A 13,824-nucleotide genomic window follows, 5' to 3' on the forward strand; every position below is an offset into this window, starting at 1 on the left:
ATTATTTTTTGTATTTTCATCTAAAAATCAGTTAGATGCGATTTTATGATGTAGTTTTTGTAATAATGCTTTTCTTGTTTTTATCGTGCGATTCTTTTTCAAAGAAAACTACAAAAAATAACTTTAATTCGATAATTGACTTTACAAAAGTAGATATATCACCTACGTTTAAAATTTGTAATCAATTACCGATTAGTGAAAAAAAAGCTTGTTTTTATGAAGAAGTGACTAAAAGAATACAAAACTCGATTGCTACTTATAAGTTTATAACAAAAGAAACAATTAATGAAACTATTTTAATTGATTTGTTAGTTGACAAAAGAGGCATATTTAAATTAGAAGAAATAAAATATTCAAAAAAGGTTATTCAGCAGTTTCCGAAATTAGATAGTGTTTTAAGAGCGTCGATTATGAAATTACCCCAAATAACACCTGCTTACAAAAGAGGCATTCCTGTAGCTACGCAATACCGATTGCCTTTAAGAGTTGAGGTTTAGTAAACTTACAGCTTTAACAACTCTTCAACAAAATCACGTTTGTTTGATAAACGAGGAACTTTATGTTGCCCACCTAATTTACCTTTTTCTCTTAGCCAATCATAAAATAAATTTTTACGAGCTTCGTGTATTATAGGCATTGCTAAGGTCATATTGTTATACCGTTTAGCTTCATAATCAGAATTAATAGTTTTTAAAGCATCGTCTAATAATTGAGTAAAATAAGTAATGTTTTTTGGTGGATTACTAAATTCAATAATCCACTCATGCGCACCACTTTTTTTGTCATTCATAAAAACAGGACCAACAGTATAATCTTTAATATTAGCGTTGGTTTTTTGGCTAGCAATTTTCAATGCTTTTTCAGCATTCTCGATAATTAATTCTTCGCCAAAAACATTAATATGATGTTTGGTGCGTCCAGTAATTTTTATACGATATGGATTTGTTGATGTAAATTTAACAGTATCACCTATTAAATAACGCCATAAACCACCGTTAGTTGTAATTATTACAGCGTAATTAATTCCTTTTTTTACTTCAGAAAGCGGTATAGCAACTGAGTTTTCACCATTATAATCACTCATTGGGATAAATTCATAAAAGATACCATAATCTAACATGAGTAACATTTCGTTAGAATTATTTCTGTCTTGAATACCAAAAAAACCTTCTGATGCGTTGTAGGTTTCATAATATTTGAAACTTTCTTTAGGGATCAGCTTTTTATATTGCTCTCGATATGGATTAAAATTTACGCCACCATGAAAATATACTTCTAAATTAGGCCATACTTCTAAAATATTATTTTTCCCTGTTTTTTCTAAAACACGATTTAATAAAACTAACATCCAGCTAGGAACACCAACTAAACTCGTAATGTTTTCGTTAATAGTCTCATCAATAATAGCTTCCATTTTAGTTTCCCATTCAGCCATTAAAGAAACTTCAGAGCTAGGAGCAGAGCTAAAATCTGCCCAAAAAGGTAAGTTTTCGGTAATAATTGCCGATAAATCTCCGAAATAAGAATTATTGTCTTCGTAAATAGCCGTGCTACCGCCTAGTTTTAATCCTTTACCTGTAAACATTTGTGTTTCTTCGTTGTTGTTGATGTATAAACACAACATGTCTTTTCCCGCTTTTAAGTGGCAGTCTTCTAGGGCTTCATCACTAACAGGTATAAATTTACTTTTAGCATTGGTGGTTCCGCTACTTTTTGCAAACCAATGAATAGGGGTGGGCCAAAACAAATTTTGTTCACCTTTTCTGCAGCGTTCAATTAGAGGCTCTATGCTTTCATATTTTTGAATAGGAACATTGGCGGCAAAATCAGTATAGTTTTTTATTGACGAAAAGCTATACAGTTTACCAAATTCAGTTTTTTTTGCAGTATTTAATAATTTTTGTAATAACTCGTTTTGTACATCAATTGGATATTTTAAAAACAATTCTACTTGATGTTTGCGCTTTTTTAAAAACCAAGAAATGATAGAATTTATAAATGGAAACGACATAGATTAGCTCTTAATTTAATTTTTTTACTGTAAGTTTGTGAAGCTAAAAGTAATAAAATTTAAGACATGCAATACCAAGGAGTTTTAAAAAAAATGAGAACCGAAAATTTAGAGACGGTTGCGTATTATTTAGATATGAAATCTGATTTTATAAATGTAAATCAGTTGTTAAATAAAGAAATAACACTAAGTTTTGTTACATACGAATGTTTAAACTGTCATTTAGAAAAAACGATATACCGTCAAGGGTTTTGTAAAAAATGTTTTTTTGAAACACCCAATGCTGGTGATTGGATTATGCGACCAGAATTAAGTAAAGCACATTTAGGTATTGAAGATCGTGATTTAGAATACGAAAAAAGCGTGCAATTAAAACCACATATTGTGTATTTAGCCAATTCTAGTAATGTAAAAGTTGGAGTTACTAGAAAGCAACAAGTACCAACACGTTGGATAGACCAAGGGGCGCATGAGGCAATTGAAATTGTTGAGGTGCCTAATCGTTATTTAGCAGGAATTACAGAGGTTGCTTTAAAAGAATATGTAGCTGATAAAACTAATTGGCGTAAAATGCTTAAGAATGATGTTGAAGATGAAAGTTTAATATCTTGGAAAGAAAAATTAAAAGATTTTATACCTGTAGAAGCTCAACAGTATATTATTGAAAATAATGAAGAGACTACGATTAATTTTCCTGTTGAAAAATATCCTTTAAAGCCTAAAAGTTTAAATATTGTAAAAGAACAAACTTATACGGGGGTTTTAGTTGGTGTAAAAGGGCAGTATTTAATTTTTGAAGACGAAACTGTTTTTAATGTTCGAGCTAACGAAGGCTTGGTAGTAAAATTAGAGTTGGTTTAGCAAGCAATTACTATTAGGATGAGATTCTGAATCAAGTTCAGAATGACTTTAGATCATAATTAGAAAGAGATATAATAAAAAAAAGCAGCCCCAAAGGCTGCTTTTTTTTATTGTTTTACTATTGTGTAATTTTTATTCATTTTTAACTCACTCAGTACATTAAGAGCTTCATTTAAATAAATATCTTTTTTCAAATTTTTGTGCCATACCACGCGTTTTTCTTTTAAAACTGTGTCTTTAGCAAATAGGTTCAATTCGTATTTAGGGGAGTTAAAAGTTAAATTAGAGTTGAATTTAAAAATATCTTTAAATTGTTTAGTTTCCTCTATCTTATCATGACTTTCTTTTTTAAAAGTATTGTAATTTAAAGAATACACTCTTTCTTCTTGGTTTTTCTTAAGCCATTTTGCGTATTCGTTAATTTTTTTAAACTTTTTATCATTTAAAACACGCTGTTGGCTGTTATACACAGCATCACCAAAATTACTGTATGAGTTTGTTGTTTGGTATTTGGCTTGTTGTACCTTGTCCCAAGGTAATGCACCTTCTAAATCACGTTCACCGAATTTCATATAACTGTATCTGCTAGGTAATGAAATATCAGAATAAACTCCTTCTATTTGTGTAGAACCTCCATTTATTCTGTAAAACTTTTGAATCGTCATTTTCAACGCACCTAAATCACTCGGGTATTTTTCGTAAAAACGATTAATAGGTAATACATTTTGCACGGTTCCTTTTCCGTAGGTTTGTTTACCACCAATAATTACTCCACGTTTATAATCTTGCATTGCAGCTGCAAAGATTTCAGAAGCAGAAGCAGAAAACTCGTTAACCATTACAACTAAAGGACCATTCCATTGAACTTTAGCGTCAGTATCGTTTTTAACCAACGGGTCTTCATCTCTGTATTTTACTTGTACAATAGGGCCTTTTTCAATAAATAATCCACCAATCTCAATAGCTGTTTTTAAAGAGCCACCACCATTATCACGTAAATCAACAATCAATCCTTTTACGTTTTCTTTTTTTAAACGCTCAATTTCTTTTTCCATATCCTTAGCAGCATCTCTACGGCTTAAGTCATTAAAATCAATATAAAACCTTGGTAGGTCGATAACTCCGTATTTTTGACCATTTTTTTCAACAATACTCGATTTTACAAACGTTTCGTCTAGTTCCACAACATCTCTAATAATTGAGATTACTTTTGTAGAACCATCAAATTTTTTCTTAACGGTTAAACGAACTTCAGTGCCTTTTTTTCCTTTTATAAATTTAATTGCATCATCTAAACGCATTCCAACAATGTCTAAAGGTTCTGCATCTCCTTGAGCTACTTTTAAGATAATGTCATCTGGTTCTAAGTCACCTTGTTTCCAAGCAGGACCTCCAGAAATTAACTCAACAATATGGGTGTAAATTCCTTTTTTTTGTAAACGAGCACCAATACCTTCTAATTTACCTGACATTTCTTGATCGAAACGAGATTTTAAACGAGGAGACATGTAGGTTGTATGTGGATCAAACCCACTGACTACACTGTTTAAAAAAGTTGAATACCAATCAGAATTTTCAAGTTCATCAATACGTTGGTACAATTCGTTCATATTTTTTAAAACTTCTTTCCGAGCTTCTTTTTCTAATACAGAAAATGTTTTCTTTTTAAAGGTTTTATCCTTTTTTGCTTTATCGTTTTGTAAGTCTTCTGCATCTTCAATTCTACTTAAAATAGAAAGTTTCAATTGTTTTCTCCAATAATCCACCAATTCACTTTCATTTTTAGCAAAAGGAATTTTTTCAAAATCCATATCAATAACTTCCTTCTTTTTGTAATTAAAAGATTCGGTTAGCAAAGCACGGTAATTTCTTTTTGCAGTTTTTAACTTAGATAAAAATCGATTGTATACCAATTTATAAAAGTCAATGTTACTACTTTTTAATTGATCATCTATTTGATATTTAAATTGCGAAAACTCTTTTAAATCCTCTTGTGTAAAGTATCTTTTGTTAGGGTCTAATCCATCAATAAAATTAGTGTAAACATGTGCTGAAAAATCATCGTTTAAATCTTTTTGAACATAATGATATCTGCTTAAAATGTTTTTTAAGACATAAATAATCACTCTATCCTTTTCTGGGTCTGATTTTGAAACGGTATTTGAAAAAATAATGTTTGAAAATAATAGCGTTATCGCTAAAAAAGGAATGATAAATTTCGTCTTCATATATCTACTGTCTTTATAATTAAGTACTAATGTTGCTAAGCTACTAAAATAATGCCATATTTAATAGTGATGCTTGTATATAACTAAATATTGAGTTGTTTTTATAATCTATATGTTATATTGGTCGTGCTTTTTAGTTTGTAGTTTTATAAATTAAAAATGAAAAGCAAGATCTTTTTATGAAGCTTTTATTATTGCAGAAAAAGTAGAAATAATAAAAACAGATAAATAGATAATAATTCGAACCATGTTATTAGTGTTTGATTACTACAATTTTACGAATAATATGTAGGATTGTTTCTTTATAAAATGTTAAAATAAGAATGCTTTTTTTATGTTACATTTGTTGTAAAACTTACATACTATGCAAGAAAGACCCTTAATTTTAGTAACAAACGATGATGGAATTACAGCACCTGGTATTCGTATGCTTATTGAAATAATGAATAAAATTGGTGATGTTGTTGTTGTAGCTCCTGATAGTCCACAAAGTGGAATGGGGCATGCTATTACAGTTGATAATGTATTACGCTGTAATCCTATTACCATTGATGAAGGACCGCAAATTGAATATAGTTGTTCTGGTACCCCAGCAGATTGTGTTAAAATGGCAAAAAATGAAATTTTAAATAAAACACCAGATTTATGTGTTTCAGGTATTAATCATGGTGCAAATTCATCAATAAATGTACTTTATTCTGGTACTATGAGTGCGGCTGTTGAAGCGGGTATTGAAGGGATTCCTGCCATTGGTTTTTCATTATTAGATTTTGATTGGCATGCTGATTTTAGAGCCGCTAAAAAGTTTATCGAAAAAATTGTGTTAAACGTTTTATTAAATGGGTTACCAGACGGAGTAGTTTTAAATGTAAACATTCCAAAGTTAAAAGAAGAAGAGATAAAAGGAGTACGTGTTTGTCGTCAAGCAAATGGATATTGGAAAGAAAATTTCGACAAGCGCAAAAGTCCCTATGGTAAAGAGTATTATTGGCTATCGGGTGAATTTGTAAATAAAGATAAAGGGCAGGATACTGATATTTGGGCTTTAGAAAACGGATTTATTTCTATTGTTCCTGTTCAATTTGATATGACTGCACATCACGCAATCCAAAAACTTAATTCATGGGACATATAAGTAAAGAAGTAATAATTGGCGCTTTAACATCAATATTCGCTACTGCATGCGGGTTGTTTATTTATTTAGAATTTATATCTATTCATTCCTTTGCCGAAACTTTTAAAAAAGTGATAGAAGGAGGAGTATTAGGGCCTGTTTTAGCTTTGGCAGCCATTCCTAATTTATTTGTTTTTTGGGTGTTTTTAAAAAAGAATCAAGATTATAGAGCAAGAGGTGTATTAATTACTACTGTTGTGATAGCATTGATAACGTTGATTTTAAAATTTAGATAGTTTTCATGAAATATTATATTCTTGTAGGAGAAGCTTCTGGTGATTTGCATGGTGCTAACTTGATGAAAGCTTTGTTAAGAGAAGATTCAAAAGCAGAAATTCGTTTTTGGGGAGGCGATTTAATGCAACAAGTTGGCGGAACACTTGTAAAGCACTACAAGGAAAGGGCTTTTATGGGATTTGTTGAGGTATTAATGAATTTACCCAAAGTACTAGGAATGCTATCTTTTTGTAAAAAAGATATTGCTCAATTTAATCCTGATGTACTTGTTTTTATTGATAACTCTGGGTTTAATCTTCGGATAGCTAAATGGGCAAAAAAACATAATTTTAAAACCAATTATTATATTTCGCCCCAAGTTTGGGCTAGTAGAGCCGGTAGGGTAAAGGATATTAAACGCGACGTAGATCAAATGTTTGTAATTCTTCCTTTTGAAAAAGCATTTTATAAAAAATATGATTACGACGTAAATTTTGTTGGACATCCGTTAATTGACGGAGTAGCTGGTAGAAAACAAATAGACGAAACTACTTTTAGAGAAAAACATGGTTTAGGAAATAAAGAAATTATAGCTTTATTACCGGGTAGCAGAAAACAAGAAATTACTAAAATGTTGTCGGTAATGTTATCTTTAGTAAATGATTTTTCTAATTATCAGTTTGTAGTAGCAGGAGCACCAAGTCAAACTAACGAATTTTATAAAGGATTTATCGGCGATAAAAATGTGAAATTTATCAATAATAAAACATACGATTTATTAAGCATTTCACATGCAGCTTTGGTAGCATCAGGAACCGCAACTTTAGAAACAGCCTTGTTTAAAGTGCCTCAAGTTGTTTGTTACAAAGGAAGCAATATTTCATATCAAATAGCAAAACGAATTATTACACTTAAGTATATTTCGTTGGTAAATTTAATTATGGATAAGGAAGTTGTAACCGAATTGATCCAAGATGACTTTACAAAAGAAAATTTAAAAACTGAATTAACTAAGATTCTTGATGAAAAACAAAGAGAACATTTGTTTTTGGATTATTTTGATTTAGAGCAAAAGTTAGGAGGTAAAGGTGCTTCAGAAAAAACAGCCAAGTTAATTGTGAGTGGACTAAGTTAGTGTATATTTTCTCGAGCGCAGTTGAGATATATATAGAATACGTAGAATTAAATTTCGACTGCGCTCGATTTGATAAAAGTAAGATGAAAAAGATACTATTTATTTTAATGCTTTCTTTTTTGATGGTTTCGTGTGGAGCATCAAAAAATGTAACAGTATATAAAAAACCAAAAAAAGTTATAGTAAAAAGAACCCCTTCAAAAGGAAAACCAACCATAGCAGATAAAATTGTTTGGACGGCGGTAACATATAAAGGTGTGCCTTATAAATATGGAGGGATAACAAACAGAGGAATGGATTGTTCTGGCTTAATTCATACTTCTTTTAAGCAGCGTAAAGTTCAATTGCCTAGAACATCACGTGATATGTACACTAAAGGCTATGTAATTTCTTTACGACAGGTACAACGTGGTGATTTATTATTTTTTAAAACATCTAGAAAAGGCCGAGGCGTTAATCATGTAGGTTTGGTTACTTCTATTAAAAATGGAGATATTCGTTTTATTCACTCTACAAGTTCTCGTGGAGTTATTGTTACGTCACTACATGAAAATTATTGGAGTAGGGCGTTTATAAAAGCGAAAAGAGTTTTGTGATAGATGTATAAAAACAAAATTTTACTGTTAATTATTATTGGGTTTATCGCTTTTCAATTTATCAGTCAAGATGATCAAGAATTAGGTGAAAAAGAGGGGCAGGTAGCTACAGAAAAAACAAAGATTAAGAAGTTGTTAGCGATAGCAAATTCATATAAAGATGTTTCTTATAAGGCTGGAGGAACAACAAAAAACGGAATGGATTGTTCTGGGCTTGTAAACACATCGTTTAGACAAATAGGTATTAAATTACCGCGTTCATCAAAAGCAATAAGCACTAAAGGAAAAGAAATTCCGCTAGTTGATGTGAGATTAGGAGATTTGCTTTTTTTTGATATTGCTCGTTTAAAAGGCCGAATAAATCATGTTGGATTAATAACTTCAATAGAGAGTGGTGAAATATTTTTTATCCATTCAACAACTTTAAAAGGGGTTATTATATCTTCAATGAATGAATCGTATTGGGAAAAGGAGTTTGTACTAGCGAAGCGAATATTTTAATCTATCCATAAAATAATTAGTGACGTTAATAGTATTAAAATAATTTAATACTTTTGAACATATCCCTTAAAACCTTATTTAAAAATGAACACATTGAATGTAGTTATTATTGAAGATGAAGATTTAGCTGCCTCTTCTTTAGAAAGTTTATTGCTTAAAAGTCCACATTCAATTTCTGTAAAAAAGCGATTGGAAAGTGTTGAAGATTCAATTCTTTGGCTTAAAGAAAATACCTGTGATTTAATTTTAAGCGACATTCACCTTGGCGATGGCTATAGTTTTGAAATTTTTGAGGATTTAAAAATCTCAACACCTATTATTTTTACAACAGCTTTTGACGAGTATGCAATCAAGTCTTTTCAGTTTTTTGCTATAGACTACTTATTAAAACCATATAGTGAAGAATTACTTAACAAAGCGATAGAAAAATACATAAACCTTAATGAAAATAAAGGGTATACTGATAAGCTAGAGCAATTATTATTACAAATGAATAGCAAAATACAGCATCAAAAAGAAAAAGAACGTTTTTTGGTATCAAAAGGAAGTTTGTCTATTTCTATAAAAAGAGAAGATGTAGCTTATTTTATGGCGCAAGGAAAGTATTTGTTCTTATTTACTTTTGATAACGAAAGTTACCTTTATGACGGGACAATTTCTAGCTTAGAAGAAGAACTATCTGAAAAATACTTTTTTAAAATTAATAGGAAATATATTTTACAGCATTCAGCGATTAATAACATATCAAAATACAGTAACAATCGTATAAAAATAGAATTACAACCAAACTTAAATGTAGAGGAAATGCTTTTAGTGAGCGCTCAAAGAATAAAAGAATTTAAAAAGTGGTTGGATAACTAGTTTTTATGAAGTTTCCGTTAAAAAAAAGAAAGCATCAGTATTATCTTTTAGTAAGTGTATCGTTAATCGTATTGTTTTTTATTGGATATAGATTAATAACTAATAAAATAGCTTTAGAAGCTGAGAGCTTGATAGAGGTTGTTATAAAACAATATGCAAAAGAAAAGGAAAGTATTTTGCAATTTGATTTTAATGAATTTAATAAATTCATTATCGATACTCAAAAAATTATAGAAAGTAGTGATGACTTAGGTAGAAGTGAGCTAAAAAATAGATTACTTTTTAATAGTGAATTAGCTTTCTCTGAAGAAAATATAGATATTAGTTTTGTTTACTTTCTAGACGATAATAAAGTTTTAGATTCTTACTTTTTTGGTAGTATGGATGCTAATAAAAGTGTATTAGAAAAGGCGAAATCTCTTGAAGATAAAAACCAAGTTTTTGATACAATTTTAAATTTAAGAGGTAAAATATACTACCGAAAGGTTATCAAACATAAATTGCAAGATGGCACTTTCGTTGTTTTTGGTTATGATATTAACCTATTGAAGTATTGGGATTATTTTTCACAAAAATATAGTGGTAAAGGAGGGTATGTTACTTTAACGAATAAAGAGGGTGTTTGTATGCTACATCCTGAAATAGGATATATAGGAAAATATGAGACTTCTTTTTTTGATAAAGTTTCGTTGAGCCAGATTGTCAAGAACTTTGAACAGCAAGATTATGAAAAGAAAAATCAAGTTAAAGTAGCTGTAACTTCTGAATATTTGAATTTAGAAGTAATGCGTTATTATGATGTTATACAGGTAGGTAACTCGGAATTGATTTTAATAACAAGTTTTCCTTTAAATATTTTTATCAAAGAGTCTGTGAACAATATAAAGCAATATTTACTATGGATGAGTTTATTAGCATTACTAACCTTTTTGTTAATACTCGCTTTTTCCCGAAGTCAACTAAGAAGTCAGTATTTAAAAACGCTTCAGTACGAGCAAGAAAGAAAACGATTGGCTATAAGTAATGAACAGTATCAACAAAAAAATGCTCGATTACAGTTAAGTCAGTTACGAAAAAAGTTAAACCCCCATTTTTTATTCAACACGTTAAATTCTTTACATGCTCTAATAGGTTTGGATAAAACAACCTCTCAGCAGTTTGTACTAAAATTATCTGAAGTTTATAGGTACTTATTAAAAGAAAGAGAGGCTAATTTTACTACTGTTAAAGAAGAGCTAGATTTTTTAAAGCAATATTTCTTTTTGCAAAAAATCAGATTTAATAATAGTATAAACTTAAGTATTGTAGATAATAGTGAGGAGGGTAAAGCATTATTGAAGAGAATTCCATTTCTAGCATTAGAAACATTAGTAGAAAATGCTATTAAACATAATGAGATAACAAAAAAGAACCCTCTTTTTGTTGAGGTTTTAATAGAAAACGATATAATTATAGTGAGTAACAATTATAATCCAAGAAAAGGCGAGAAAGAAGCAAGCTACAGTGTCGGTTTAAGTTATTTGAATAATTTTTATGCATTTTATAATGTAAATTCATTTAAAACAGAGATTGTTTGGGGTAAATTTAAATGTTATCTTCCTTTATTGTCAAAATAATAAAACTCACTCCTTTAAAAAGTTATTTCACTCTCATTTAGTTTTTAAAAAGCATCTTCAGTTCTACATTTGGTTTCTTGTTAATCAAAATAATTTATGAAGAGGTATTCTCAAATGAAGAACATTAATTTAAAAGTACTTGGTTTATTCTTGGTGTTTTTTACTACTACAGTAGTAATAGCACAAAATAAAGAAGAGAAAAAAGATACTATTAAAAGTACTAGCAAGGTTTCGTACAAGAAATTACAAAAAGAAGGAAGTAAGAAAGAAGGATTGTTTAACGTTTATAGATTAAAAGAAGATATCTATTTTGAGATTCCAGATTCGTTATTATCAAAAGACTTTTTAATTGTCAATAAAGTTTCTCAAGTTCCTTATGCACTAAACGGACACGGATTAAATAAAGGTATGGCTTATGAAACTAAATTAATTAGGTTTTATAAAGATACAGTATTAAATAAGGTTTGGGTAAAAACAATTAACCCAAGAGTAACTTCTCCAAAAAATAATACAATTACACTTTCAGTACATGATAATTTTGGAGAATCTATTATAGAGGGATTTAAAATTGAGTCAGAAAACGAAAAGAAAACATCGGCTTTAATTAAAGTAAATAGAGTTTTTGACGGGAACGACAAAAGTTTTAATGATTTATTGTCAAATATAGGTTTAGGTGGTAGTGTTAAAACAAAACTATCAAAGATTGAGAGCGTAAAAACTTTTTCTAAAAATATAGTAGTAAAATCTCTTTTAACAACTTCTGTATCTGAAGGGAAAAGTGCAGCGTTATCTTTATCAGTAGGTGTGACTACCAATATAGTTTTGTTGCCAACTAATATAATGAAGCCGCGTTTTGGTGATAAACGAATAGGTTACTTTAGTAAACCGATGGACTATTATTCTGATAGTCAACACGAAGTAGAGCATCGTGAATTAATTACACGCTGGAGGCTTGAACCCAAAAAAGAAGATATCGAAAGATATAAAAAAGGAGAATTAGTAATTCCTAAAAAACAAATAGTATATTATATAGATCCTGCAACGCCAAAAAAATGGATATCATATATTGAAAATGGAGTTTATGATTGGAATAAAGCTTTCGAACAGGCTGGTTTTAAAAACGCAGTAGTTGTTAAACAAGTTACGAAACAGGATAAAGATTTTGACATTGACGATGTTCGTTATTCTGTAATTACTTACGTGGCATCAGAAAGACAAAATGCAATGGGACCTTCAATAGTAGATCCTAGAAGTGGAGAAATTTTAGAGTCAGATATCATTTGGTGGCATAATTTAATGAAAGGTCTACACCAATGGATTCGTGTTCAAACAGGGCCTATAAACCCTAAAGCAAGAGCTAATGTTTTTTCAGATGAAATAATGGGGGAGTCTATTAAATTTGTATCGTCTCATGAAGTAGGGCACACTTTTGGATTAAAACATAACATGGGAGCATCATTTAGCTACCCCGTAGATTCATTAAGATCAGCTAATTTTACTAAGAAAATGGGAGGGACTGCACCATCTATAATGGATTATGCTCGTTATAATTATGTAGCTCAACCAGGTGATAATGTAACCGAAATTAGTCCGAAAATTGGAGTGTATGATAAGTATGCTATTAATTGGGGGTACCGTTGGTTAGAAGGAAAAACAGCTCATGAAGAATTACCAATACTAAACCAGTGGATAAGAAAACATGAAAATGATCCATTATATTTTTATGGCCCACAACAAAGAAAGGTTATAGACCCAAGGTCGCAAAGTGAAGATTTAGGTGATGATGCAGTAAAAGCAAGTGAGTACGGATTAAAAAACTTACAAAGAATTGTTCCTAATATTTTAACATGGACAAAGGAGGAAGGAGAAGATTATTATAGAGCATCTAAGTTATATAAAGCAGTAATAGATCAGTGGGTATTATACAATAATCACGTTATGGCAAATATCGGAGGAATTTATATCAACAATACTATTTATGGTGATAATAAAAACACCTTTGTGCCAGTTCCTGTACAGGTTCAAAAAAAATCATTAGAGTATATAATAAATAAAGCGATTTTACCACAAAAATGGCTGTTTACCCCAGATTTAATTCATAAAGTATACCCTGTTAGAGATGCACCAGATGGTGAACGATTTTACTCTCCGGTCTCAATGCATCGAGCCTATCAAACAAACATGATTTATCGTCTTATTGAAACAGATAGATTAATGAGAATTGCTGAAAACAAAGTGTTAACGCCTGACAATAAAAAAGTTTTTACAGAAGAATATTTATTTAATAAACTTTTTAAAGCTGTTTTTAAAAAAACAATTAAGAATGAAATTCTAGACATGTTTGATCGTATGACTCAAAAAAATTATGTAGACGTATTAACTGTTGATAGAAACATATTATTAAAGAAAACAAAACAAACAACATTAACAAACGAACATAAGAACTTTAAAAATGTACACTTTACTTACATACCCAGAGTGTCAGATGCGGGTTCAAATAAAAGAGCAGAGTTAGAAAGAATCTTAAAATTATTGAAAAAGAAAAGAAAGAAAGGAAATGTAGCTACAAAAAACCATTATAATGATATGATAGCTAGAATTGAATATAACCTGAATAACTAATAA

At 30.0% G+C, this 13,824-nt stretch carries 12 protein-coding genes; 10 read left to right on the forward strand and 2 right to left on the reverse strand.

Features of this window, described 5'->3' with window-relative positions; genetic code table 11:
- Window positions 1-35 precede the first annotated feature (35 nt).
- The gene (locus Q4586_RS11810; protein WP_303529165.1) at window positions 36-497 is read left to right on the forward strand and encodes a hypothetical protein; all 462 of its coding nucleotides are present in this window, start codon (window positions 36-38) and stop codon (window positions 495-497) included.
- A 5-nt stretch (window positions 498-502) separates the two neighbouring features.
- On the opposite strand, the gene Q4586_RS11815 is transcribed toward Q4586_RS11810, so the two are convergent.
- Complete coding sequence (locus Q4586_RS11815) at window positions 503-2,011, reverse strand: GH3 auxin-responsive promoter family protein (protein WP_303529168.1); 1,509 nt, start codon at window positions 2,009-2,011, stop codon at window positions 503-505.
- A gap of 66 nt (window positions 2,012-2,077) precedes the next feature.
- On the opposite strand from Q4586_RS11815, the gene Q4586_RS11820 reads away from it, so the two are divergent.
- Window positions 2,078-2,872: a DUF2797 domain-containing protein gene (locus Q4586_RS11820; RefSeq protein WP_303529170.1), complete on the forward strand. Its 795-nt coding sequence runs from the start codon at window positions 2,078-2,080 to the stop codon at window positions 2,870-2,872.
- 107 nt (window positions 2,873-2,979) lie between these two features.
- On the opposite strand, the gene Q4586_RS11825 is transcribed toward Q4586_RS11820, so the two are convergent.
- Entirely contained in the window at window positions 2,980-5,100 is a 2,121-nt protein-coding gene (locus Q4586_RS11825) for a carboxy terminal-processing peptidase (protein WP_303529171.1), read from the reverse strand.
- Window positions 5,101-5,464: 364 nt separating this feature from the next.
- Here Q4586_RS11825 and surE point away from each other — a divergent pair, with 364 nt between their 5' ends.
- From surE to Q4586_RS11865, 8 genes are all read left to right on the forward strand, one after another.
- A complete protein-coding gene (gene surE / locus Q4586_RS11830) occupies window positions 5,465-6,235 on the forward strand; it encodes a 5'/3'-nucleotidase SurE (RefSeq protein ID WP_068701202.1) in 771 nt (256 codons plus the stop codon).
- Window positions 6,223-6,510 carry a hypothetical protein gene (locus Q4586_RS11835; protein ID WP_068701200.1) on the forward strand — a complete coding sequence of 96 codons (288 nt, stop codon included), beginning with the start codon at window positions 6,223-6,225 and terminating at the stop codon, window positions 6,508-6,510. The genes surE and Q4586_RS11835 overlap by 13 nt, the downstream gene beginning before the upstream one ends.
- Window positions 6,511-6,515: 5 nt before the next feature.
- Window positions 6,516-7,625, forward strand: coding sequence for a lipid-A-disaccharide synthase (gene lpxB, locus Q4586_RS11840; RefSeq protein WP_303529173.1), 1,110 nt, complete (start codon window positions 6,516-6,518; stop codon window positions 7,623-7,625).
- 83 nt (window positions 7,626-7,708) lie between these two features.
- Window positions 7,709-8,221, forward strand: a complete 513-nt coding sequence (locus Q4586_RS11845; protein ID WP_303529177.1) for a C40 family peptidase — start codon at window positions 7,709-7,711, stop codon at window positions 8,219-8,221.
- A 3-nt stretch (window positions 8,222-8,224) separates the two neighbouring features.
- On the forward strand, window positions 8,225-8,722 hold the full coding sequence (locus tag Q4586_RS11850) for a C40 family peptidase (RefSeq protein ID WP_068701194.1): 498 nt from the start codon (window positions 8,225-8,227) through the stop codon (window positions 8,720-8,722).
- A gap of 84 nt (window positions 8,723-8,806) precedes the next feature.
- The gene (locus tag Q4586_RS11855) at window positions 8,807-9,583 is read left to right on the forward strand and encodes a LytR/AlgR family response regulator transcription factor (RefSeq protein ID WP_303529182.1); all 777 of its coding nucleotides are present in this window, start codon (window positions 8,807-8,809) and stop codon (window positions 9,581-9,583) included.
- Window positions 9,584-9,588: 5 nt separating this feature from the next.
- Window positions 9,589-11,199, forward strand: a complete 1,611-nt coding sequence (locus Q4586_RS11860; protein WP_068701192.1) for a sensor histidine kinase — start codon at window positions 9,589-9,591, stop codon at window positions 11,197-11,199.
- A 114-nt stretch (window positions 11,200-11,313) separates the two neighbouring features.
- Entirely contained in the window at window positions 11,314-13,821 is a 2,508-nt protein-coding gene (locus tag Q4586_RS11865; RefSeq protein WP_245662300.1) for a zinc-dependent metalloprotease, read from the forward strand.
- The last annotated feature ends 3 nt before the right edge of the window (window positions 13,822-13,824 follow it).

The organism is Tenacibaculum soleae (assembly GCF_030549005.1).
In the GTDB taxonomy this organism is placed as follows: domain Bacteria; phylum Bacteroidota; class Bacteroidia; order Flavobacteriales; family Flavobacteriaceae; genus Polaribacter; species Polaribacter soleae.

What these genes read in the sequence shown, in the direction of transcription:
- Q4586_RS11835 (WP_068701200.1), top strand. Translation starts at nt 6,223, where the DNA reads ATGGGACATATAAGTAAAGAAGTAATAATTGGCGCTTTAACATCAATA.
- Q4586_RS11810 (WP_303529165.1), top strand. Translation starts at nt 36, where the DNA reads ATGCGATTTTATGATGTAGTTTTTGTAATAATGCTTTTCTTGTTTTTA.
- Q4586_RS11825 (WP_303529171.1), bottom strand. Translation starts at nt 5,100, where the DNA reads ATGAAGACGAAATTTATCATTCCTTTTTTAGCGATAACGCTATTATTT.
- Q4586_RS11855 (WP_303529182.1), top strand. Translation starts at nt 8,807, where the DNA reads ATGAACACATTGAATGTAGTTATTATTGAAGATGAAGATTTAGCTGCC.
- Q4586_RS11815 (WP_303529168.1), bottom strand. Translation starts at nt 2,011, where the DNA reads ATGTCGTTTCCATTTATAAATTCTATCATTTCTTGGTTTTTAAAAAAG.
- Q4586_RS11820 (WP_303529170.1), top strand. Translation starts at nt 2,078, where the DNA reads ATGCAATACCAAGGAGTTTTAAAAAAAATGAGAACCGAAAATTTAGAG.
- Q4586_RS11865 (WP_245662300.1), top strand. Translation starts at nt 11,314, where the DNA reads ATGAAGAACATTAATTTAAAAGTACTTGGTTTATTCTTGGTGTTTTTT.
- surE (WP_068701202.1), top strand. Translation starts at nt 5,465, where the DNA reads ATGCAAGAAAGACCCTTAATTTTAGTAACAAACGATGATGGAATTACA.
- Q4586_RS11845 (WP_303529177.1), top strand. Translation starts at nt 7,709, where the DNA reads ATGAAAAAGATACTATTTATTTTAATGCTTTCTTTTTTGATGGTTTCG.
- Q4586_RS11860 (WP_068701192.1), top strand. Translation starts at nt 9,589, where the DNA reads ATGAAGTTTCCGTTAAAAAAAAGAAAGCATCAGTATTATCTTTTAGTA.
- Q4586_RS11850 (WP_068701194.1), top strand. Translation starts at nt 8,225, where the DNA reads ATGTATAAAAACAAAATTTTACTGTTAATTATTATTGGGTTTATCGCT.
- lpxB (WP_303529173.1), top strand. Translation starts at nt 6,516, where the DNA reads ATGAAATATTATATTCTTGTAGGAGAAGCTTCTGGTGATTTGCATGGT.